Origin of the sequence: Bradyrhizobium sp. USDA 223 (assembly GCF_044909005.1) — a bacterium.
GTDB classification, from domain to species: domain Bacteria; phylum Pseudomonadota; class Alphaproteobacteria; order Rhizobiales; family Xanthobacteraceae; genus Bradyrhizobium; species Bradyrhizobium yuanmingense.
The window spans coordinates 207,368-229,915 of sequence record NZ_JBIYDR010000001.1; the positions used below are offsets into that span (position 1 = coordinate 207,368).

12 protein-coding genes and 4 pseudogenes are annotated in these 22,548 nt (G+C 59.6%); 7 read left to right on the forward strand and 9 right to left on the reverse strand.

Annotated elements, in window-relative coordinates:
• Positions 1–778: 778 nt before the first annotated feature.
• Both ABIA40_RS00935 and ABIA40_RS00940 read left to right on the forward strand, forming a co-directional pair.
• The gene (locus tag ABIA40_RS00935) at positions 779–2,014 is read left to right on the forward strand and encodes a cytochrome P450 (RefSeq protein ID WP_404538242.1); all 1,236 of its coding nucleotides are present in this window, start codon (positions 779–781) and stop codon (positions 2,012–2,014) included.
• 260 nt (positions 2,015–2,274) lie between these two features.
• The gene (locus ABIA40_RS00940) at positions 2,275–2,406 is read left to right on the forward strand and encodes a hypothetical protein (protein ID WP_404538245.1); all 132 of its coding nucleotides are present in this window, start codon (positions 2,275–2,277) and stop codon (positions 2,404–2,406) included.
• Here ABIA40_RS00940 and ABIA40_RS00945 read toward each other — a convergent pair.
• From ABIA40_RS00945 to ABIA40_RS00965, 5 genes and pseudogenes are all read right to left on the reverse strand, one after another.
• Positions 2,396–2,937, reverse strand: a pseudogene (locus ABIA40_RS00945) (recombinase family protein). The gene ABIA40_RS00940 and the pseudogene ABIA40_RS00945 sit on opposite strands and share 11 nt — an antisense overlap.
• A 217-nt stretch (positions 2,938–3,154) precedes the next feature.
• Positions 3,155–4,438 carry a cystathionine gamma-synthase family protein gene (locus ABIA40_RS00950; protein ID WP_404538248.1) on the reverse strand — a complete coding sequence of 428 codons (1,284 nt, stop codon included), beginning with the start codon at positions 4,436–4,438 and terminating at the stop codon, positions 3,155–3,157.
• A gap of 764 nt (positions 4,439–5,202) precedes the next feature.
• A complete protein-coding gene (locus ABIA40_RS00955; protein WP_271501047.1) occupies positions 5,203–5,529 on the reverse strand; it encodes a hypothetical protein in 327 nt (108 codons plus the stop codon).
• Positions 5,492–6,394, reverse strand: a pseudogene (locus ABIA40_RS00960) (AAA family ATPase). The gene ABIA40_RS00955 and the pseudogene ABIA40_RS00960 overlap by 38 nt, the downstream one beginning before the upstream one ends.
• A 3-nt stretch (positions 6,395–6,397) precedes the next feature.
• On the reverse strand, positions 6,398–6,604 hold the full coding sequence (locus ABIA40_RS00965; RefSeq protein WP_404538252.1) for a hypothetical protein: 207 nt from the start codon (positions 6,602–6,604) through the stop codon (positions 6,398–6,400).
• 539 nt (positions 6,605–7,143) lie between these two features.
• Here ABIA40_RS00965 and ABIA40_RS00970 point away from each other — a divergent pair.
• The 3 genes and pseudogenes from ABIA40_RS00970 to ABIA40_RS00980 form a co-directional block, all read left to right on the forward strand.
• Complete coding sequence (locus ABIA40_RS00970; RefSeq protein ID WP_404538254.1) at positions 7,144–8,079, forward strand: hypothetical protein; 936 nt, start codon at positions 7,144–7,146, stop codon at positions 8,077–8,079.
• Positions 7,985–8,676, forward strand: a pseudogene (locus ABIA40_RS00975) (IS5 family transposase); the annotation flags it as partial. The gene ABIA40_RS00970 and the pseudogene ABIA40_RS00975, both read left to right, overlap by 95 nt.
• Before the next feature lie 78 nt (positions 8,677–8,754).
• Positions 8,755–10,203, forward strand: a pseudogene (locus ABIA40_RS00980) (hypothetical protein); the annotation flags it as partial.
• Between the two features lie 749 nt (positions 10,204–10,952).
• Here ABIA40_RS00980 and ABIA40_RS00985 read toward each other — a convergent pair.
• Both ABIA40_RS00985 and ABIA40_RS00990 read right to left on the reverse strand, forming a co-directional pair.
• Entirely contained in the window at positions 10,953–13,079 is a 2,127-nt protein-coding gene (locus tag ABIA40_RS00985) for an NEL-type E3 ubiquitin ligase domain-containing protein (RefSeq protein ID WP_404538257.1), read from the reverse strand.
• A gap of 1,546 nt (positions 13,080–14,625) precedes the next feature.
• Positions 14,626–15,966 (reverse strand): MFS transporter, encoded by a 1,341-nt coding sequence (locus ABIA40_RS00990; RefSeq protein ID WP_404538260.1) that lies wholly within the window; start codon positions 15,964–15,966, stop codon positions 14,626–14,628.
• A 1,726-nt stretch (positions 15,967–17,692) separates the two neighbouring features.
• Between ABIA40_RS00990 and ABIA40_RS00995 the strand changes: the two genes are divergently transcribed.
• Positions 17,693–18,280: a hypothetical protein gene (locus ABIA40_RS00995; RefSeq protein WP_404538263.1), complete on the forward strand. Its 588-nt coding sequence runs from the start codon at positions 17,693–17,695 to the stop codon at positions 18,278–18,280.
• A gap of 838 nt (positions 18,281–19,118) precedes the next feature.
• On the forward strand, positions 19,119–19,427 hold the full coding sequence (locus tag ABIA40_RS01000) for a hypothetical protein (protein WP_271596588.1): 309 nt from the start codon (positions 19,119–19,121) through the stop codon (positions 19,425–19,427).
• Positions 19,428–19,654: 227 nt separating this feature from the next.
• Here the strand turns inward: ABIA40_RS01000 and ABIA40_RS01005 are convergent, their stop codons facing one another.
• Together ABIA40_RS01005 and ABIA40_RS01010 are read right to left on the reverse strand one after the other, a co-directional pair.
• Positions 19,655–20,074: a hypothetical protein gene (locus ABIA40_RS01005; protein ID WP_404538266.1), complete on the reverse strand. Its 420-nt coding sequence runs from the start codon at positions 20,072–20,074 to the stop codon at positions 19,655–19,657.
• An 88-nt stretch (positions 20,075–20,162) separates the two neighbouring features.
• Positions 20,163–21,311 carry an outer membrane protein gene (locus ABIA40_RS01010; protein WP_404546124.1) on the reverse strand — a complete coding sequence of 383 codons (1,149 nt, stop codon included), beginning with the start codon at positions 21,309–21,311 and terminating at the stop codon, positions 20,163–20,165.
• Positions 21,312–22,548 lie beyond the last annotated feature (1,237 nt).

Genomic DNA, 22,548 nt, shown 5'->3' on the forward strand with positions numbered 1-22,548 from the left:
ACGTGCTGTTCGCACATTTGCCTCGGGCGGGCTGCCCCAGGTTTTGCTGCTCGACCTTGTCGCGAAGGCGTTTGGCTTCGGCGACTAGTCGGGACGGCGCTCCGTCCTGCGCGGTTGCTCCGATTTGCCCCGCCTCCCGCGTTCCCCGACCGAAACGGTTTCTGCAGCGTTTCGGTGCAAGGCTTCAGCCTCCATTTTACAGTGTCCTTCCAGAGGCCGGACACCGCATCAGGTTTGAAGCCTCACCGGCGCTCAACTTGCAGACCTGCGGACCTTACTTGCACCTGCTCGCGTCCGCGTTTCAGAGCCTCCTTGCACCCCCCTCTTTCTCAGGTTACCCCACAGCACACCCCAATTCGGGAACTACTATCCAAGCGACGGAAAGATTGCCGCCTCCAGCCTCGCCGCCTTGGGGTGCCTCGGCCAAGATCACCAGATGGGCGGCAGACCGCCGAGCCGCCTCAATCGGTCTCCCTGGGCTCGAAACGACAGTGAGAGGTCGCAAAAAGGCTGGCTAGCTTGGGAGTGTGTATTCGATTGGATGTTGGCTTCCGCGCAGCCCTCGTCCAACTCGTGGTGACAGCTCTCACTGATTGAGTAGATCGGGTCGGAAAGTCAATGCGATCCTTACTGCCCGACATGGTAGGGCTAGGCCAGCCGCGCTTTGAGATAGTCTGGTCGGGCGGCCCGTCGCAGCCAAGCGCTCACGGCAGCTCGAAACGGTGAATCGTGACCCTAGATCTGTAACCTCTCGGGAGGAAAATCTGCGGAGATGATCATGAGCAGGCGATCAGAAGATCATGAAGCAGATGACATTATCCCGCTGAGCGAGTTGGATGTAAGCGAAGGCAGGCGCTTTCAAGACGACAGCATATGGGGTTTCTTTGACCGGCTGCGAAGAGAAGATCCCGTTCACTACTGCAAACACAGCCCTCATGGCCCATATTGGTCCGTAACGAAGTATCGGGACATCGTAGCGGTAGACACAAACCACAAAGCATTCTCATCAGAGCAAGGTGTCACTATTGTCGACGTGCCTGATAAGCACTGGACCCAGAGTTTCATCAAGATGGGGCCTCCCAAGCACACCGAGCAGCGCAATACCGTGAGCCCGATCGTCGGACCGGAAAGCCTGACGAAGCTCGAAACCTTGATCCGCTCTCGGGTCAGGGCGATTCTCGATGGCTTGCCGCGCAATGAAGCCTTCAATTGGGTAGACATGGTCTCGATAGAGTTGACGACGCAAATGCTCGCTACGCTCTTCGACTTTCCATTTGAGGATCGGCGACTACTGACCTATTGGTCAGACGTAGCTGTTACAACTCCGAAAGCAGGCCATGCGATCGACAGCTGGGACAAGCGAAGCACAATCTTGTCCGAATGTCTGGACTATTTCACAGGGCTTTGGAACGAGCGCATCAATGCCGAGCCGCGCCTCGACCTGATTTCCTTGATGGCGCATTCGCCCGCCACACGCCATATGAAGCCGAGTGAGTTTCTCGGGAATCTGATTCTGTTGATCGTTGGGGGAAATGATACGACGCGCAACTCGATTACCGGTGGCCTCCTGTTCATGAGCCAGTACCCCTCCGAACTGCGAAAACTAGCCGACAATCCCAAGCTGGTCTCGAGCGCCGTGTCCGAGATTATCCGATACCAGACACCGATCGCGCATATGCGCCGCACTGCCGCGGTCGACAGCATCGTAGGCGGAAAACAGATCCGGAAAGGCGACAAGGTCGTCATGTGGTACATCTCCGGCAACAGAGACGAAGAGATCATTGAGAACGCCAACAGTTTCGTGATCGACCGGAAGAATGTACGGCAGCACCTCTCGTTCGGATTCGGAATCCATCGCTGTCTTGGTCGACATCTTGCGGAACTGCAGTTGAGAGTCCTCTGGGAAGAGATTTTGGATGCGAGACTGGAGATCGTGATCGTCGGCGAACCCGAGCGAATTGCATCTAACTTTGTGCACGGCTATTCTGCTCTCCCCGTGCGGATTGAAGCGTAGGCCCTGGTCGCGCCAGTCCCCGGCCGCCGGTGCGCGGTCGGGGTGGATTGATCTGAACTATCTTGTTCAAGCTGTGCAGATGGCTCGATCAACGCGAAGCATTTGCAATAGGCTACTCATCGACCGGGCAGACGCTTGAAGTCCCCGTGAGAAGCGACATGTCAGGCGCACGTCTCGACTTGCAAACGCCTGAGATGCCAAAAAGGCCTGAACGGCAACTCCGATGCCGCGTCTCCGGGTTGACTTGGATAGCCGGAACCGTGGACGCCGGCATCCTTCCTGCCGGTTTAAAGGCCGCGAACGATCTGAAACATTTAGTAGACCGGCTTAAGAACCGCGCCAGCAATTTCGAAGCCGGTCATGGTTTGAGCCTCGTGATGGTCACCCGTTGACGTTGTAGCTGCGGCCGATCTCGGCCAGGGCCTCGCCAGCTTCTCGGCGGACCAAGGGCTCGCGCTTCTGTTCCGGCGTGAGCTTCGGCGGGCGGCCCATGTGCTGGCCTCGGGCGGTCGCCCTGGCTTTGCCTTCCGCCGTTCGGGTGCGGATCAGGTCGCGCTCCGCGTCGGCCATGCCCGCCATGACGGCCAGCATCATGCGGCCGGTGCTGGTGCCTGTATCGGCCCAAGGCTCCGCGATAGAGGGGAACACGGCGCCGCTATCGTTGATGCGCTGAACAATTGCAAACAGATCGAAGAGAGACCGCACCAAGCGGTCGATGCGAGTGACCGTCACCGCGTCGCCAGGCTCCAACTTGGCAAGCATGCGCTGCAGCTCTTTGCGATCGAGGCACCACCGGCTGTGTCCTTGAAAATCGGATCGCACCCCGCTGCCTTCAACTGGGCCAGCTGGCCGTCGAGGGTCTGCCCTGTGGTGCTGACACGGGCGTATCCAATGAGACGATTTTGGGCGCTAGCTTCGTTCATATCTTTTGTGCATTGTAGCTGGCGCACGGGTCGCGCCGTCTCCGAATGGCTCGAAGCCGAGTGAGATTGACGGCCTGCTGGCGATTTCCTGCTGAACGCATCGAGCAAGGGCTATTACGTCTGCCTCGTGCGGCAGCTCTCGTGCGCGCAGAGCAATGAGGTCGCGGCGGCGATCATGTCAGCGTGCCGCGCGTCCAATCCGCGTTGATTCCCGCGCTCAAGCCGCGTTCAGCGCCTGCGCGAGATCGGCGATCAGGTCCGACGGGTTCTCGATGCCGATCGACAGCCGGATCGTGGAATCAAGCACGCCGATGTTTTCGCGGATGTCGGCGGGAACGCCGGAATGGGTCATCGTCGCCGGCAGGCTCGCGAGCGATTCCGTGCCGCCGAGGCTGACCGCCAGCTTGAGAATCTGCAGCGCGTTGAGGAATTTCACCGCCGCCTCCTTACCGCCGACGATGTCGAACGAGAACGTCGACCCGGCGCCGAGGCATTGCCGCGCGAACACGCGCCCCGAGAGCGAGCCCTGCTCGTGATGACCGAGGTATTGCACCCTGGCGACCTTCGGGTGGTCGCGCAGGAAATCCGCCACGAGCCGCGCATTCGCATCGGCCTTCTCCATCCGCAGGCTGAGCGTCTCCAGTGAGCGGTTGATCATCCAGCACGAATGCGGATCGAGCTGGGTGCCGATGGCGCCGCGCAGCGCCTTGATGCCTTTCATGATCGCCTTCGATCCGAGCGCGGCGCCCGCGATCAGGTCGGAATGGCCGCCGACATACTTGGTCAGCGAATACAGCGACAGGTCCGCGCCGTGCTCGATCGGCCGCTGAAACACCGGCCCGAGCAGCGTGTTGTCGCAGGCGATGATCGGCGTGTGTCCCTGCGCCTTGCCGATGGCATCGGCGATGCGGCGGATCATTGCGATGTCGACGAGGCCGTTGGTCGGATTGGCGGGCGTCTCGATCAGGATCATCGACACCCGCCCCTTGCGCATCGCCTCCTGCGAGGCCTGCTTGACCGCCGTCTCGTCGATGCCGTCGGCAAAGCCGATGGCGCCGATCGACAGACGCGCGAGCGTGTTCGTCAGCAGGGTCTCCGTCCCGCCATAGAGCGGCTGCGAGTGCAGGATGACATCGCCGGGGCGAACGAAGGCCAGGATGGTCGTTGCGATGGCCGCCATGCCGGATGAGAACAGCGCGCAACTCTCCGTGCGCTCGTAGATCGCGAGCCGGTCCTCGACGATCTCGCTGTTGGGATGATTGAAGCGCGAATAGACCAGGCCCGCGCCCATGCCTTCCGGCGGCTCGCGCCGGCCGGCGACATAGTCGAAGAAATCCTGCCCGTCCTCGGCCGTCTTGAACACAAAGGTGGAGGTCAGGAACACCGGCGGCTTGATGGCGCCCTCCGACAATTGCGGATCATAGCCATAGGTCAGCATCAGGGTTTCCGGATGCAGCATATGATTGCCGATATGGGTCTTCGACGGGAACGGTTTTACCATGGCTGCCTGGCTGTTCTGATGCTTACCGCGCGTTGCGCGCCTATCGGTGGTAAACGGCGGTGGTCACGAAATTGACCCCGGCCTTTTTGGAATCCTTGTTTTCCGGCGGTTTTCGCGCAGTTGTGGCATCGGGGAAGAGCGTTCCACTCTCACCGCTACTTGCACGAATTTTAGCCGCTCACCTGAGCAATCCGCCGGTCTCTAAGCCGGCGCTCCGCAGTCTGATGTACAGCGCTACGTCTCATGCGAATTTTCAGCCTCCTCAAGTCAAAGGCTGCTTCACAGCCTGAGGCCGTAATCATTGAGTACCCTATCCCTTAGAGCGCCCTTGATCTCGCGGGCAATTTCCTTACGGACCTCGGCACCTAATTCTCGCTTGGCATCCTCGACCGCGCAGAATCTGTCCTGCCTCAAAAGGATGCATTCCATACTCCCTTGCCAGGACTGAGTAGACCCAATCCACGTATGATACGTTGTAACCTCTGAAGCATTTACCTGTCGGTAAGCTGACGAAGAAGCTATCACGAGTCGCGACTCGGAATTGGAAAGGCGGTGATGGTTGCGCCTGCCTGAAGCTGCGCGACCATTTCGGCGCGATCACCATAAGACAGGGACGTATCCGCGTGGAGGCGCCTGATTTTCTCCTCGCCGTGCCACCGCCCCCTTGGTCTGCGCGGCCGCCCCCTGTCGCTCCCTGAACTGTTAGGCTGCCCGCGCCGCACACATCGCGCGCGGCCTCTCGGCGAGGTCTCAACGCTTCAAGTTCAGGCTGATGAGGTATCCCAGCAGATTGTCACCGTAATAGTTGCGCGTCGGGCAATCGGTGCCGGTCTCGACGGCGGCGCGATAGCGGTTGCGGCCGTCGGCAAATTAACCCTTGAAAAGACCCTTTGCAGGATTACCGAAATGGCGCGGTCGACCTCACGAAGTTGCAGCCGCCTCTCGGGAACATCCTTCTCCGCAGTCACATGGCGTGCTCGCAGTTCAGCGAGCCGTTCCATGCGTTCGGCGAGCCGCAGGGCAGCCTCGTTCACCACGATCGACGCGATCTCTTCAGCAAGCCGGCCGACTTCGTCGTTGATGGCGTCCATCTGGACGCCGAGCTCGATCTCCTCCCTCTGCAACCGGGCACCTCACTCGTCCAGCCAGGTGGGGCCTCGGGTACATCCGCAAGCGGAGCGAGGCTCGCGCGGATGCCGCGCAGTGCCACAAGCCGTGGCATTGCGGCGAGATGGCGCTGGATCTCGTCAATGCGTCACGAGTGCGGGTGCGTTCGGAGTCGGCCTCATCATAATGCGCCTTGGACCGATCCCTAGTTTCAACGAGCCGCCCGTGATCCGAGGCCGGAGGGTCAAATTTCTCCCGCTCTGCCTTCAGCTCCACGAGCCGCGTCTTGAGGTCCACGAGCGCGCCGCTGCGTGCCCGCAATCTGTAGAAGCCATCTGCCTCGCTCCTGAGATCGATGGGCCCTTGGCTGAGATGAGCAAGGCCTGCGCTCGCAGAAAACAGCAATTCTCCGAGATCGCCCTTACTTGCTAGAATGCTTTCGCCACCCTTCTCGAGCGTCTCGTCGTCGAGCGAGAACATGGTGCGATCGGCGTCACGGTCGATGCCCCTGAGTCGCCGCGAATTGCGCTTTCCGGGATAGAGCGATCATCGGCGTCAAGCAGGCTGTTGTGCGGAAGTTTGATGCGCGCGAAGTCCCGCTTTTCGGCACCGAACTCCAGTGTTCCGCCAATCCGCTTGGTGGAAAAGGGATGGAAAAACGCGAAACGGACTCTGCGTCGCAATTCCGAACAACAAATCGAGAGACGCAGTAAAGGCGGTCGATTTGCCAGCCTCGTTCGGGTCGTAGATGACATGTAGGTCCGGCTGATCGGTGGGCCGCTCGCCGAAATCGATACTGTGGTCGGCGAATTTCCCGTACCGGGTAAGGTCGAGGCTGCGCAGGCGCATGTCTTAGCCGCCCTGTCCGGCAGGCTTAAGGCGCGCCATCACGCTTTCCGCTCCGTCACGCTCCATGCGCGTGAGCGCCTCCCGAAACGACACCTCGTCAACCCCGAAGGTGTCGCGGATTTCCGGGGGGAGCTGCGCTCTTATCTCCTCAGCCATGCCAACGAGTTCGTTCTGAAAGGCGTCGGAGGCGAGTATGTCCTCCTCGATCACGCGGTGGAGCTCGAAAAGCGGGTCCTTTTATGGCTCCTCCGACCGGTCCGTCGGACGGCAGAGGATCTCCAGCTTCTCAACCCAGCAGGTCCCGATGACCGAGGCCCTGTCGTCTGGTGACTTGGTAAGCTCTTCGGTCGAAGTCTGTTTACTGGATAGCGGGATGCGTGTGCGCAGGTCTGCCGATCGACATACGCTGGCCATTTCTGCTTGGCCAAAAATCGGCCTTCAGGAGGCGAGCGCCCTCCTGGCTTCTCTATAGCGTTCGGGATGACTTGGCCCAGCTCGCGTGCACAGAGCCAAGGCGTTCGGGCTGGGACTATCCCGTGGGTAGGGCAGGTCGGGCGCCGGTCACGTCTCAGCTGATCACACCGGCACTGATGCGCTAGTTCAGCAACACGACCAAGCTGCGATTGAAGTGGAACTCAAGGCGAGATCTTATTTCTTGTGCATCCCGATGAATGCTCTTGGTCAGCTAGTCGTCAGCTAGGCGGCCTATCCAGATAGGCTGCGCACTCTCGACTATTCGGAGATGAAGTATGAAAGGTATTGGCCGAGCTGATCCATCACAGGGTGAGGCGGCGGGAGCGGACAGCGCCGGGGAATTGAGCCGTTCGAGCCTGGGGCCTGGTCTCTTCCCTGGGGAACGCGGTCAATCCTTCGATGCCGTCCTGGAGCGGATGCGCTCTGGGCCTCAAGACAGAACTGCAGCTTCAGATGTGGCGGCGCCAACGCGCAATGAGATCAAGGCAGCAAAGCGAAATTTGGACAGCCTGCTTGAGAAGTTTGAAACTTGCCGTCGAGCGGCCACGCAACGCTGCAACTTGGAAGAGGCGCAAGAGCTGATCGATCGAGTGGTCGAAGCAGGCTCGACAGTTCTGGAGTATTACGCGAATCTGCCTGCCAATTTGGCGCGTCGTATCCTGCCCGACGATCAGGCTCGCCGGCTCCGCGACGACACGCTGGATGCGGGCAACCAATGTAACGAAGTGGCCACCCGGATTCTTTACCCACTTGAGAACAAGAGAAAGAAAGCAGAAGCCCTGCTCGACAAGGTCAAAGACACCGCTCCGCCCGACCAGCTGAGCCGCGTCGTTGCGGGCGTCGCGAACCAGTATGTTGCCTGCATGGACTGCTGGGGAAAGAAGGCGCTGCGCTTCGAGCGGATGCAGTCAGTCTGTGCGGCTACCGCCCACTTGCCAAGCAGCACGCCCGAGATGCGCAAGGCCGAAGAGGCCCAACTCAGGCTCAATACGGGCTGGGCGCTCAATACCGGGTGCATGTATCTGCAATCGCGGATCGCTCTAGGGTCTGTACTCAATAAGGATTCCATCTGGAAAGGGACTGTGATTCAAGCTTCTCAGCGGAAGGGAGGCTTGAATGGCAAAGCAGGTCTACTGGCTCAGCGATGCGGAATGGCGACGGATCGAACCGCTGCTGCCACGAGGGCGCAAAGGAGCGCATCGGGTCGATGATCGACGCGTGATCAGCGGTATTGTGCACATGCTGAAATCGGGTTCGCGCTGGCGCGATTGCCCGGAAGTCTACGGTCCATACACGACGGTCTACAACCGCTTCAATCGCTGGAGCCGACAGGGGATTTGGACGGATATTTTTTACGCTCTGACCGGATCGACCGGCATGTACGGCTCAATGTCGGTGGATTCCAGCTACATCAAAGCCCATCGCTCCGCGGCCGGCGCAAAAGGGGGGCCTTCAACAACGCGATCGGCCGCTCGCGCGGCGGGCAGACCACTAAAATCCACGCGCTGACCGACGATATCGGCCGTCCGCTTGCCTTCCTGATTACTCCTGGCAACATCCACGACCTGGTCGGTGCACGAGGTTTGATCAGCATGGTCCGCAGCCCGCGTCGTTTGCTGGCCGATCGAGCCTACGACGCCAGGAGCTTGCGCGACGAGCTGGCCGCACGCCGTATCAAGGCCGTGATCCCGCCAAATCCGACCCGCAAGCATCCGCATCGCTACGACAAGACCGCTTACAAAGGCCGCAACGTCATCGAGCGGATGTTCTGCCGTCTCAAAGACTTCCGCCGGATCGCAACCCGATACGACAAGCGCGCAGACATCTTCCTATCTGCAATCCTCCTGGCCGCCGCGATCACTTGGTGGATCAATTGAGTCCGGACCCTAGCGCGACTCTTGATTGAGTCGCGAGCGAGCACGTTAGCACCTGACGTGCGAGCCGCCCTCATGGACGAGAGCGGGCAGGTGCGTCTGCTCGGGACCTTTGTTGAAGACGTTTTTCCGGCATTTATTTCGACGGGCGAGGCCGTTCGCGGAGGAGCGGTGCTCGACGCCGAGCACCGCGCCGTTCTGGAAGGCGTCATGGAACGGCTTTCGGAATTTGCATCCCAACTGAGGGGCATGCTTGACCCCCTGAGGGAGGCTGGAACGGAAGCTGACCTTGCTTTGCAGTTGCTGGGCGAGATCGTGGACGGTGCTTGGGTGACGGCGAACGACGTCATGCGGCTGCTGGCATTGCAGCCAAAGACGGAAGTGACGATTGAACCGCCGGCTTGGGCTGCGCTGCCAGAAAACACTGCGCTGGCGGGTGAAGGCACTCCAGTACGCAGAAAGGGCAAAGCAAGGCGCGGAGCAGCCGCGGGCGAGGGGAGTTCGACGGCCAGCCCGCCCGCGCCGCAACTCGCCTGGCCCGATGCCGCCGGGGCCGCGACGGGCAAGGTCATCGTGCTCTCGGATCTCGGTACGAAGAAACTAGCCACGCCGGAGGAGGCAGCTGCGTCATCCGCTGCGACCGATCACCTCCAGATGTGGCAGGCTCCGCCCTCCAGGAAAGCACTGCCGGGATTACTTGAGCGATTGGACGAGCTGCTGCAGTTCGATCTGCGGGCACAGCAAAGCGCCGTCTCGCAAGCGCGCCAGATGAAGCCCGAGGACGCCGAACATGTCCTGAATCGCGTGATCAAGCGCTTGCAGACGCAGTCCTCCGAGATTGAGGCCTGTGTAGTCGCGCTGGAGGAGCCTCGCCGACGGGGCCTGCTCACGGCTGCGCAGGTGCCCGAAGTGCACGAAAAGATAGTCCGGCTTCAAAGGATGGGGTCCGAGGTTCAGGGGCAGGCAAAGTCATTGAGCGCGCGAAAGGCAGCAATCACGAGCGATTGCATGAAGACCTATGCGTTTCCATCGCAGAAATACCTTGCACAGTTACGGGCAGCGGGGGAACTGGCGTCAGTGGATCCACCTCGCGCCTTGAAGGGAGAGCCAGGGACGCTGTTCGAAATCAAGCTACAGCCCATGGCGCTGAGCAATGGCGCGACGCCAAGGCCGATGTGGGTACACATCCATACCAAGCGGCCGGTACATGCCTGGCAATTGGCAACGCTTGGCGATCGCGAATTCGCCGCTTGCCACGTGAAGTCTGACGAGCAGCGCGGCTACAATCAGCACTGGCAGAACGCTCGAGCCGCCGAGGGGCACGAGAACGTCGTGATCCACCGCGGCAAGCTCACTCCTGCGTTCTGTAGGTCCTTGTTGAGCACCGCCGCTGGCCAGCCGTGGCAGCCCCTTCCCGACCCCGAGCACGCTTCAGCTCAGATGGCTCGACTGGGGATCTAGTGAGCTGGTTGTCTTGCGCCGGTGAGCCGTTCGGCCTCAGAGTTCATGCCTTTCGGACCGGCTCGGCGGATCGCCTGAGCTGCGCCGAGCCTCGTCGGGGTCCAGCTTACACAAGGATGGAGCCCGGGAGAGAACACTGCTTACGGGAGGGTTATCGGCTGGCGATCCGGAGGATGGTCGGTCGTCGCACAAGCAAGCTGCCATTTCCTGCGGTGGCGAACTTCGGCGCTCAGGCGAGAAGCTGGGCCGCCGCGGGCGGCGATACGCCCGGATGTCACAGTGCTTTCACCTGCCTGCCCGCGGCGAACTGGCGCGCAAACTCTGCCGGCGAGCTTCAACCGACCGCGGATGGTCTGGATGTACGGGAGCTGAGCGTCCCGGCCGCTTTGACGAATCAAATCGGGCGGCGCACAACAACGCGGCCTATTTGCTGCTCTTGCATTAGGCTACGACGGCCCCAGCATCGCGCCTCCTTGGCCCCCAAAAGATGCTGGGGCTTGTCGTTGTTTATTGAGCGCTCGAGTAAGTCGGAGCTTCTTCGTTTCAACTGCAATGGCGCCGAGCGGCGCGGAGGCAATTTCAGTAGACCGGCGTATGGTCAGTCATTTCCCTGCTTTTTCAGTCGCCCACGAGCTTAGCAACGTTGGCATCGGCGGAAGAGCAGGCTCGGTCGCTCGATCAGCTTTGGGGAATTGAGTGATGGCCACGAGCTCACGACCGCAATCGGTATGACGGATCTGCCCGATCTCTTACAGCTCGATGCCGTGCGCCCTAAGCACCCGGTGCATCACCTCGATTTTGATCTCGCGGGCGATCTCGTTGACGATTTGAGGTCCGATTATCCGCTCGGCGTCAGCATCGCCCGCAAGACTCACTTCGGCGAGCCGTTGGTTCAGCCGAATTTGAAACTCCTCGCCCATCGCATCGATGAGCCGATCGTCCATTGCTGCGTGCTCTTCGGGGGCAATGCGCCTCAGCACCGTTTCCCAAGGTTGCGAGCGCGTCGCTAGATAGTCCGCAAAACCTATCGTTTCCTGCTGCCGCACCGTTGCCAGGGCCCTCTCAACGTCGTCGCGGGTGACGCCAGAGACGGAAAAAAAGCGCATGTCGGGGGCGACGTGTCGCAGCTCCAGTGGATCGCGCAATTGGGTCTGGTAGGCGAGATAGACTTCGGTCTCGTCGACCGGTCTGGAGTGACGAAGGACATTGACCTCCTGGCGCGCTATTCCGTCTAGCGCCTCCAACCGGAACATGACGCGGGCATGCTGGAGCAACTCGGCGAGCCGATCGTCGTACAGGCCGTCCTCGATGTCGGCGTTCAGACGTGCAGTCTGCATCCCGTTCCAGGCCAAAGTGATCCGATCCTGACAGCTCGCGCATGCATCGGAGGCCAACTGGAAAAACAACTCCCGCAGTCGAGGCCTCGCCGCTGCCTGCCGCAGATCCTCGACCACGGCCTGCCGGAATTCGCTATTGCCGTAGTTCACGGTGCCGGCAAGCCGGTCAAGGAAACGAGCGTAGTCCCGCACGCCAGGCTCGTCGGCGAAGCTTTGCCATGTTGCGATCATGGCTAGGTCGTGCCCAAACCAGTTTGCGACAACCTCGTGCAGCGGCCGGGGCGTAGGTTCCATTGCGTCTTCGCTCAACGAGAAAAGAATTCGCGGGCCGGCATAGTCCGCAGCACTCCTTGCTCTCAGTAGATTGCTCTGAACCCCCTCCTGCAGCGGATTGTCAGTCAAATCGAGGGCCGCATCGCTGGCTAGCTGCAGAAGGCTCGCCGGTACGTCCGTCAGCCGATTATTGCTAACATCAAGTACTTCGAGGGAAGCGGGGAGTTCCGGCAGCCGGACCAGTTGATTGTCGCTGGCCGTTAACAATTCGATCGCCGACGGGAGCGGCTCAGGCAGTTCGGTCAGCTGATTGGAATCGAGAACCAGGCTTTCAATGCTGGCTGGAAGATCGGGCAGGCTGGTAAGCTGGTTGCTTGGCGCGACAAGATCCCGGAGCGTTGACGGAAGCGCGGGCAGATTGGCCAGTTGATTGTCACCGGCGTCCAGGTTCTGAAGCCCGGCTGGAAGGTCAGGCAAGCTGGTCAGCTGGTTGCCTGCAGCATGGAGCTCCTCAACCGTTGCTGGAAGAGCGGGCAGGATGGTCAATTGATTATTATCGACGACCAGGCTCCGCAGCCCGGCTGGAAGATCGGGCAAGCTGGTCAGGTGGTTGCTTGCAGCGTAGAGCTCCTCAAGCGTTGTTGGAAGAGCAGGCAGACTGGTCAATTGATTATTCTCGACGACCAGGCTCCGCAGCCCGGCTGGAAGCGCAGGCAAGCTGGTTAGGTGGTTGCTATAAGCGCTGAGTTCCCGAAGGGTTGCCGGAAGGGCAGGCAGACTTGTCAGTGAGTTTTCGCCGATGATCAGGGACCGGAGCCGGGATGGCAGGTCGGCCGGCAGGCTGGTCAGCAGATTGCGCGCTGCATTGAGCACGCGGAGGCTCTCAGGAAGTGCGGGCAAGCTCGCCAATTGATTGTCTCTCGCGTTAAAGACCTGAAGCTCGGGCGGGAGGGCGGCGGGCAATGCGGTCAGGGAGAGGGAGGAGAGATTTAGCTTCGCACTACCATTCTCCGGCAAAGCTCTCGTTTGGGTAATGGCGGTTTGGCGGTTCTCGTCTTCGTCTTCCCCCTCATCAGCCGCCCGCGCGTCCACAACCTGGCCCTGCGGCCCTGCCGCAGTGGGAGCAGACGGCCGCGCGTCCCTCAAAGCCTCATCCCAATGCGCCGCAACGGGAGTGCCGGGTTCTGAGGCCTCGGATTGGGACGCTTCGGAGCCGGAAACTGAGAAAAAGCCGTCGCTGTCAAGCTGCGTCCGATCTGTATTCATTGTTGTCGCCCCCTATGGCAAAATGAGAAAATGCGCTGGAGCGCCGCTTCCACAAAGCCGGTCTTTCATTGTGAGGATATCCAAGAAGAAGCGGGCAATCATGGAGCGCGGCCCAACCTGGAGGGCCGAACATGCTGGTCGATTCGGCGCACCAAAGACGGCGAGATGCCCGCACGGATCTAATCCTCGAAAGGCTCGCCATCTTGAGGGGGATCGGCTGCTTCTCCTCTTCCAGGTTGAGCTGATCAAGGTCGAGCCTTGTTGTCTGGCTCGAGGTGTTTTCAACCTAGGACATTGAGCTGTCGAGAAGCTGACTAGTCTCATCGCTAGAGCCCTTGCAGCTGTGCTAGATGCCTGCTGCCAATGGCTGAGATGAGTTCAGCCGAAATGCGCTCATCGTCACCCTCGCCTCTTCGCTCCTCGCCTGACCAGTCTTACTAGGATCGGGAAAGGGCCTGCGTCGACGCATATCGCGGCCAATGGCACGTTCTGGCCCGGAACGTCGTCGCGCTCGGTGCCTAACATGCCCCGCGGTCGACTGCGTCGAAGCCTTGCCTTGTGGCCTGCAGCGCAGCCGAACCAGAGAATTGGTAAGCGGCTTTCGCGGTCCTCTCTCTTGGTGATGAACAATTACGCGACCAATTGTGACGCAAGGGCGTTCGGACACATGTGTCGACACCATGCAACCGACTGTGGCCTGATCCGGACGATACGACTCAGATTCAGCAACACTCTCTTGTCGGGTGCTCCCGGAAATGCACGGACGCAGGCACGTCGAGCGTTCGATCATAAAGCGGGTCTGCAGGTGCCGAGCGAGTAGACAGAGCGATACGGTGATGCCCGAACTCATCCGTTCGGTCGATAGATCTGATCGAGAAAATCAATTTTACGATTTGGAGCGTCGTCATATAGACCGTCGAGAGCGGCTGGGGCTAACCTAAGGAAGCGATGTCTCGAATGAAAAAATCTGTGTTAGTGACCGCGAGCGCACTCGCGCTTGCAACGGCGGTGGTGCCTCCTTTTGCTGCAAACGTTGCCGCGCAGCCGGTTGCGGCAAGTGCTCCGGTAGCCGATACATCATATCCCGAGTGCGTGGATGACCCGTTAAATGGTATCTGTGATTTGTTCTTCTGCTTGACCGATCCCTCGTGCGTTCGGCACTGACAACGGAAAACATGTCAAGCAGAGAATGAGGATCGAGCCTCGTGCGGCCGCTGCTCCGACAGCGGTCGCATCCTCATGCCGTACGGTTGGGTTGGCAGATGGTACAAGCCGCGCCTTCTTGTTCTCTAGATGACCAGAGTGACGCCTTCGTTACACACTTGTTGATGTCCGCCAATCCGTAACGTCGTATCGGCGAAGATTGCGTAAACGGCACAAGTTATTCAGACGGCGACGCTGGGTTCGGACAGCAGCCCCTGATCAATGTAAAGCTGCTCCAATCTTCAGGATAGATTGTTCTTCCGTGCTATGCTCCGATAGCGTCCCGGCTCGATGTTTCGCATTTCGGACATCATAGATGTCATCCTTAGCTGTTCGGGTATGGCTAGGGTAACGGTCGTGGCGCTACGGACGTCCGTCTATGTTCGGAATTGAGTGGCGCCGTTTCCGGCATCATAAACATGGCACAGAGCGCGGCTGCGCCTGCGAAAAGCATGTACCAGGCGGGCACGAGTGCACTTCCGGTAAGGTGGATGAGCCAGGTGACGATCGGTTGAGCTGTGCCTCCAAAAATCGCTATCGCAAAAGCGTAGATTGTCGCGAAGGCGCGACCACGAATGTGCCTGGGCAAACCTTCGGCCATGCTCACGTAGAAGGCGCTATACGAAATCGTTCCGATCAGGGTGAGGACGCCGAGACCTCCTAGAAGTGCGAAGGCACTGCGGCTCTCTGCAATCCACAAGAATACCGGATACGTCATGAGCAGTGCAGCGACCTGCGGCCATATCATGATACGTCGACGGCCTACGCGGTCGGCGAGCAGGCCGCCTAGCAGTGCTGCAGCAATGCCCACCGTGTTGCTGATGAGCGTAGTACCAAAGGCGAGAGGCGCGGAAACGCGGAGGGTGTTCAACGCGTAAGTGGTCATATATCCGGTAACATAAGTAGTGATCGTGCAGCCGGCCAAGATGACGAATCCCAGGCTCATGATGCGGCGATCGGGAGGCGATCGCCGCACAGGCTGGGTGACCCGAACCGGCGCCTCGGGGCAGTGCAGCGTTTCGGGCAGGGCGCTGCGCAACCAAAGTCCAAACGGCAACGTAGCGCCGCCGAGCAACAGCGCGATGCGCCATCCGTATGCATTGAGCGCCTCGCTTGTCATGGTGAGCGAGAGTATCTCTCCAACCAACGCTCCGGCCGTCGCAGCTAGCTGTTGGCTCGCGGGCTGAAAAGAGACAGCAAGCCCCCGGGCTTCGGTGGGGGCTGCTTCCATCAAGTAGGCGGTCGTCGGACCGACCTCACCTCCGAGAGCAAAGCCTTGCAGCAAGCGTGCCACGATAGCTAGTGACGGAGCGGCGAGTCCTATTGTCTCGTACGATGGCGTGAGAGCCAATAACAGGACCGCAGCGCTCATCATGGCAAAGCTGGCGGTCATCGCGGGGCGGCGACCGGCCCGATCCGAATACGAGCCGAGCACGATGGCCCCGATCGGCCTGGTCACAAAACCTGCGCCGAAGGTTCCGAGTGACAGCATGAGGCTGGCGAACTGGTCGGTTGCCGGGAAAAACGCCTGACCGATCTGTATTGCGAAAAAGCTATACGTCCCGAAGTCGTAGAATTCGAGAATATTGCCGATGGTTGCGCCCAACACCGCGCGGCGTGTCAAACGTCCGTCTGCCGGACCGAGGAGGGGCTCCGGCCTCTCTCGAGTAGATTGCCTCGCCATCCCTTGACCTAATCTGCAGCGCGATGGCTAGCCCGAACATTTCGACCAGACGCGCAAAGTTGCATTCCATTTGCCCGAGCTCGTCCTCAGGGACCGCCTGTCCACGTGCAAGCTGAAGCGCGTAACGGCGAACCTCATGGTAACGTCTGCAATAAAAATGCCCGCCTTTCGCGGCCCACTTAATCCTTGTCTGATCGCTGGCCTTGCCGGTGCGACAAATATGAAAGCCTGCTGCAGTTGTCGGGCGCCCGCAGACATTGCGCTGCTGTGGAGAGTTTGCGACAAATTGGCGGACGCCGAACACGCTTGGCGATGTCTCGCGCCATTTCAGCCGATTGCAGGTTCCCTTCGCTCCTGAAGAAGTCAGCGTGCAACGCCCTTCCTGGCCAAGGCGCTTGCCGCCGCTCAGCGCGCCTGCGGCGGTCGTCGCGCGGCGGACAAGATCCTTCAGCTATCGGTGCTCCACCTTTGCGTCGCGGCCGGGATCGCCGGCGAGGATGGCGAACGCCTGCTAGCGGGACGCCCGCGTCTGGCGACCATTAAGGCCCGCGTCGTCCGTCATAAGCTGCATTCGGCGCCGCTCGCCCGCGCATCTTGGCCATCTGCTGCGCGAGGGCGTCACCCAGTACGGGGAGAAGCCCCGGCTATTCGGCCCCGACGCCAAGATCCCGATCCCAAGTCGCTCCGTGAGCGTTGCCAAAAATTCAGGGTTGTACATCTTGGTCAACCACTTAGACAGCTGTTAGTGACGCCAGAATAAGAGGACTACTCGTGTGCCCGGACGGGCGAGCACGAATGCGACCTACGTTTCCTCGCTAACGGACGCTTAGGGAAGCGGACATTTCGGCGGCAACGTCGCTACCGCGTGCTACGAATTGCGACGAGTTTCCGTATTCAGGACACGAGCTAATTTTCTTTTCAACACCCTGACACGAACGCCATCTGCCTGACGCAGAGCGTCAATAGAAGCCGCGGCATAGTTGGCGTGTCGTATTGCCTGGCCTGAACATGTATCTTCCGCTTGACCGATGTAGCTCCGGCCTGCCAGGCCTAGGTTGCATCATGGGTGCGAAGGATCGGAGGCGGGGACCTCGCGGAATGCCCATCACAGCAGCGGCAGGCGCAGTCCCGGTATCATCCGCACCGCCGCACCTTCGGCCCGTACGCGGGATGATTGTCGGCTGCTTTGCGTCTGGGCGACTTCGTTCTTCATTCCATCAGGTGAACACGTCACTCCGCGCTTACCGGAATCTCACGTGGGTCCCGCTCTCGTCTGTTCTCGAGCTGGCCGCGGCTATCGGAGCCATTCTGGTTAGCGGCCCCGAGCATGGGCGCGAAGCGGCAGCCAGAACGACTGGTCGCGGGCAGCGGGCGAACTAGATATGTTCAGTGCAAGACTGGGTCTGGCTGCGGTCCGCATCACCTGGACCTCCTAACCATCTTTACGGCGAAGTGCGCAATGCACGACGCAGACCCGCGCCCCGGTTGCGAGCCCAAGCGGAATGAGACTTGGCTCGGAGATGATCGCATCTGACGTGGCAGATGCGGCCGCAGATTTATCTCCTTCTTCGACCTTTGTCAGCTTCTCGAAAGCCAGCCTCTTTAACATCCGAACTTGGCCTCTCGATGACGAAGCCAACCATCTCTGAATTCGTGACGAACTCAGCTCATTCCCTGGGGGAGATCTTCAAGAGGCCTTTGTTCTCATAACAGGAAGGAGAGCTTTATGGATCCGAACCCGATCGATAATGCCCATTCACCAGAATCGCCGACGGCGCACGTCTGGACACAGGAAGATCATGATTTGTTCAGTCAGGTCATGAATGAAGCTGGACCATCATCATCTGCCGCACCTGAGGAAGCGGTAGATGTCTCATTCGCCGTTCCACAGAGGTTTTCACACGGTTCGCAAATCGCCCCTGACGCGATGGTTGATAGGCTATTCCACCACGGTCTCTTGCCGGACGCGGACCAGCGGACGATGACTTATGAAATCCTAGGTCACCGCTACACGGCCGGTTTGGATGAGTCCAATCGTGTTCGCCTTATTCTTAACCCTGCGGAGGACCAAGTGGTTGGGGCCGGCCGGGCGGGGGTACCGGACTTCGGAGCCTTCTTCACGGAGAACCGGCGTTTCGGAACGCCGCTACCACGGCAATGGGCGACACCTGCCCTAATGGACAAGCTGCGCCAAGAGGGTTTTATGCCGACCGCAGATAGCTCCACCACAATCCTACTTAACGGACGGGCCTACAAAGCCGAATTAGCCGAAGGAGGGTTCGTTAGGCTTACACTGGAGACAACCGGGCGGTGAACCGATCGCGCGGGGCTGGACGACTGCGATCACTTCGGTTGTCCTTAGCTGGAGAGACATTCGCCCCATAGTGGATTATTCGCGCCGCCTGTGGGTACGCATCCTCGGGCCCACTGGCAGCCCACGAGATGAACCGTCATCCTGGCCGTTTCGTCTCGTGGCGGCGGCCTGTCAATCCCACCCCGCCATATTGCCCCGGTATTGCCTCATCTGGGGATGTTAGTTTCGCTTGATCGATGTAGGTCCGGCTAACGTCAGTCCGGGATTGCACCATGCTGCGCAGGATCGGAAGTTACTGAAGTGGCGGAATGCCCATCACACGCGGCCAGCGCCGCAGCTTTAGCCGTGCCGGATGATCGTCTCGGCTGCTTTGCCTGAGCGATCCCAACAAACTCTGCAGGATGGTGTGGTGCAGGCGGATCTGTTCGGGGCGTTGCTTCGCGAGGCGACTGAGGATTGCATGCGCGGTCAAACCGGGCTCGGCCGCAAGCCAGCGCTCGAAGTCGGCTGGGTCCGCGCAAGTTGGGTAGCGAAACCGGTGACCTGGAGGGGGTACTCGGAAAACGACGTAGGCCCCGCCGATGCGAGCCTAGATAGCCTTGGCAGACGGGCGAGGTATTCTCAAGGAGCTGGCAGCAAAGGTCGCGTAGCCGCAACCACTGTCGCAAGTGGCTTCGCGTAGCGGTGGGATCGCGTGAGCGTATTTATCGGTCGGGAGTCCGGCCATTTGGCTACCAGATCTGGGCGTTGGCAAGCAGTACCTTCGCAGTAGGATCACGGCAAAGAGCGCATGCACATAGGTGTGCGCAAACAGCTTCGAAACGCGGAAAAGAACGCCATGGCGAACATCAATCTCAGCTCCCAATCCATTGCAGGTGCACGCGCCGGACAGCGAGCCATCACCGCCCTGAGAGTCATCAAATGGAGAGTGCTGGCCCCGAGACGTCGAGGTTTCCAGATGACACGCGGAATGAAGCCGATGGCGCGGATGGTCGCAGCAACAAGGCGCGCGCTCGCCATGTACGATCTCGACCGGTGCTGCGCAATCTGGTGGCTCTATCGTCTCCATTTCGGATTCACCGGCGACGCGATGTTGGGGCTCGCCGCGGTCTCGGTTGCCCAGGAGAGATCGCGCTGCGGAATTTAGAAATCGTGCATCGAGCGCATCCCAGCTCAGTTGCAATGGCGTGCTCAATCGGCTTTGATGCGAGCTCCGTCCGAGCCAAGAGATCGAGCTGTTATTAGTGCAACGAGCTTTTTGGTGGACGAGCTTTGGTTCGGGGGCAGAGTTGGGCTCGCCTTGTCCAAGGCGGGTGATATGCAATCGTAGCAACCGGGTGTATAGCGTCAATCGCAACATACCAATCCTCGGCTTCAGTTGCGCGCCGAGGACTGGTCATCAGAAAACTTCAGAACGGCATCTAACAATCTGAAGTTTGGAGCCTCGTTAGTGAGGTCCTTAATTGAACTTGTAAGAGGCCTGAAAGAACTGCCCCACCGTTCCATGCTGTACTTCGCAAATGTTGGCGGCCACCGATCGCAGCCGGGTTCGCAGTGCCTGCCTTTGGCATCCTTGTTTGTCCACATGGCCCAATAGCGGCCTCCAACGCCTAGACTGATATTCTTGGTGACAAAGTACGACAGAAGGCCTTCAATTTGGACTCCGCCGCCACCATTGCCGTATTGTTCAGAAAAGGTGGTCTCATCTCGCAAGAGATGATAGTCGCGGCCTTTGAAATCGGTCCAGGGCAGGTAAGCGATATCAGCATTCAGGCGCCAGCGCTTGGTCAGCATAGTTTCGGCGCTCAAGCCGATTCGAGGCGCATTCCATTGTGTATCCTCCGCACCGATGATTCTAGCGTCGCCCGGCTTCAGACATGCTTCATCCGGAGGGGCGATCCGAACGCAACCAATGGAGTCTGAGCTCTGGCTGTAATAGGCCCAGCCTATAAGCACCGACCTTGTAGTTCGCGCTGCGCAGGAAATCGTAACCGGCGTCCGCCGTGTAATATGCGAACCTTCCATTTGACTGACCTGAAAGTGTAGTTTGGTACGGGTATAATTCGTTCCGGACCCCCCAATCCTCGTCGTTCATCTTCCCTTTGTTGAAGCTTCCGATGCCAACGTTCCCCTTCAAGAACACTCCCCAGGGACTGTCGACGCGGCCGAATTCCTCCCCCGAAAGCCCGTCCAGTCCGTGATAAGCGAGCCGCGATACGAGTATGCTGGGGTCTGGGACATCGTTATTAAAAATTGCGCTGTGATCCCACTGGAATCGTCCCCGGCTCAGCCAGAGCCGCGAGCCGCCTTCGAAGGACCAACCGGGCGCGTAGGAAATGGGTGGTACGCTGCGCGCTGACTCCGCACACGGCGCATCGGACCTTGGTGCGGCCCCTGGGTCCACGCCAAAGTGGTAGTTCAGACCAACTCTTCCGATGTGATAGTTGCTGGACAGGCTAGTTGTGTTCGCCGGCAGAATCGTAGGCGGAGATAATTGCGCCGTCGAAGCGGTGGCGACACTCGGTCCGGCTAAATGCAGATAGTGGTACTCGACATTCACCGACCATGCAGGCGTAAGGGCTTGCTCGAGACCGAGCCCGATGACGCCACCAACTCGGCCATAGTCGAAATGGGTTTCCTCCTGTGGCTGGCCCTCCGGTTCCACGTTGTTGACGACGTCGCCCCGATTGTTTTGCCAGGCGACGCCCGTCTTGAGATAGGCAAGCGTCCTCCCGAGCGCGCCGAAGGCGTAGCCGATGCGGCCGGTCCCGGTCGCAAAGAGGTTGGGACCTGCGTTGCAGTTTGCGCTTACAATCCAGTGGGAGGCGGCTAGGCAAGTGTTTGAGCCGTTGGCGGCAGCTACGCTGGCATCCAGTTCGAGGCCGAACACCCAACTGCTATTCTGCCAATTGTAGCCGATCTGACCACCCGCGACGAACGATGGAACATCGACGACGCCGCCATAGATCGACGTGCCAAAGGGATTGCTAAACGAGGTTCGGCCGTACCCGCCACCGCCGTGCCCGCCAATGTAGCCTCCAGACTAGTTCCACACCGCTCGCGGCAGTACTTGTCGCTCGCGGTTCGCCATAGCTGTACCCGTTGTGACGAGCGCCGCCGTCGTAGCACCCAAAAAGAGAACTCTTGATCGCATAATGATTGCCCTGCACTTTCCCGAGACGCGGTCCCGCTCGCTAAGTATCGCCGCACGGCAAATCATCGGAGCGACCAGACACGTAATGACGCGCCGGGGCTGCTCCGAAGATCACCGCACTATGATTGGTGATGAAGTCCCGAACGAAGCAAGCCGCGTGCCGGACTAATTCGTATCTTCTGCGCGCGTTTTCTAAGAGTGTGTCGCGTCAACTTCCTTGTTTGAACGCGGACAATTGAGCGTCGATAGTTCTACATTGCGCATCGAGCGTAGAAGGCACGCGCATGTGGGACGTTTATCTTTGTTCATTGAAGTGTGCGCGGACCCGTTCCGATCTTGATGAAACAGCGTACTCTAAAGTGCAGTGTTCTCGTCTCCGCGCCAGCTGCGGTGACGGCAAGCAGCCGGTCTTTGCGAGTACAGCTCGTCTTAGTTTTTGGGAGCGTGAGTGCCGCGAGTAAGGCTAGGAGTCGTGCCCGGACCGCTTTTGCGGCGCCCCGTTGTCTTGCGGCTTTCGTCGCCTTCGTTGCGTCCTCGATCGCGTAGGGGTAGTTGACTGGAACGAAGGCAAGATCGGGAGCGAGGGCCGACCTCGATAACTCTTAGTGGCTGATCTCACAGCCAAAACGGGTCTCAGGATCGCGACTGGATGGGAAAGGATCTTCTCTGCGCTGCGCGCGAAAGTAGATCGAGGGGCAAAGATCGGGTCACAACAATCGTTATCAGGTGCGTTTGTGAACAGCACATCTGCGACTCTGACGACAAGCGGCAAAATCAACTTATGCAAGATACTAGCAGGCTCATTTGTGCAGCCATGTCAGCTGCGGTTGGGAATTGATCGAGCATCATCAGATTGTGAAGTAAATGCGATATCGGGCATACTCCCGCGGAGATCTTGCCTACGTTAGGCTCTACAGATGTTGTGGAATCCACGTCGCGCCTATACGTCATGGAAAGCACATTTCGGGCCTTGGGCCACCGCACTCTGCACGCCAGGGATGTCGAACAACGCTGCGCTCGCAATAATCTTCAGGCTCAAGGAGGCAGCCGCAAAAGAAAAGCTGGGTCGGTCCATGGCCGCAATTAGTTGCCGAAACTCTTCCCGTAAATTTGG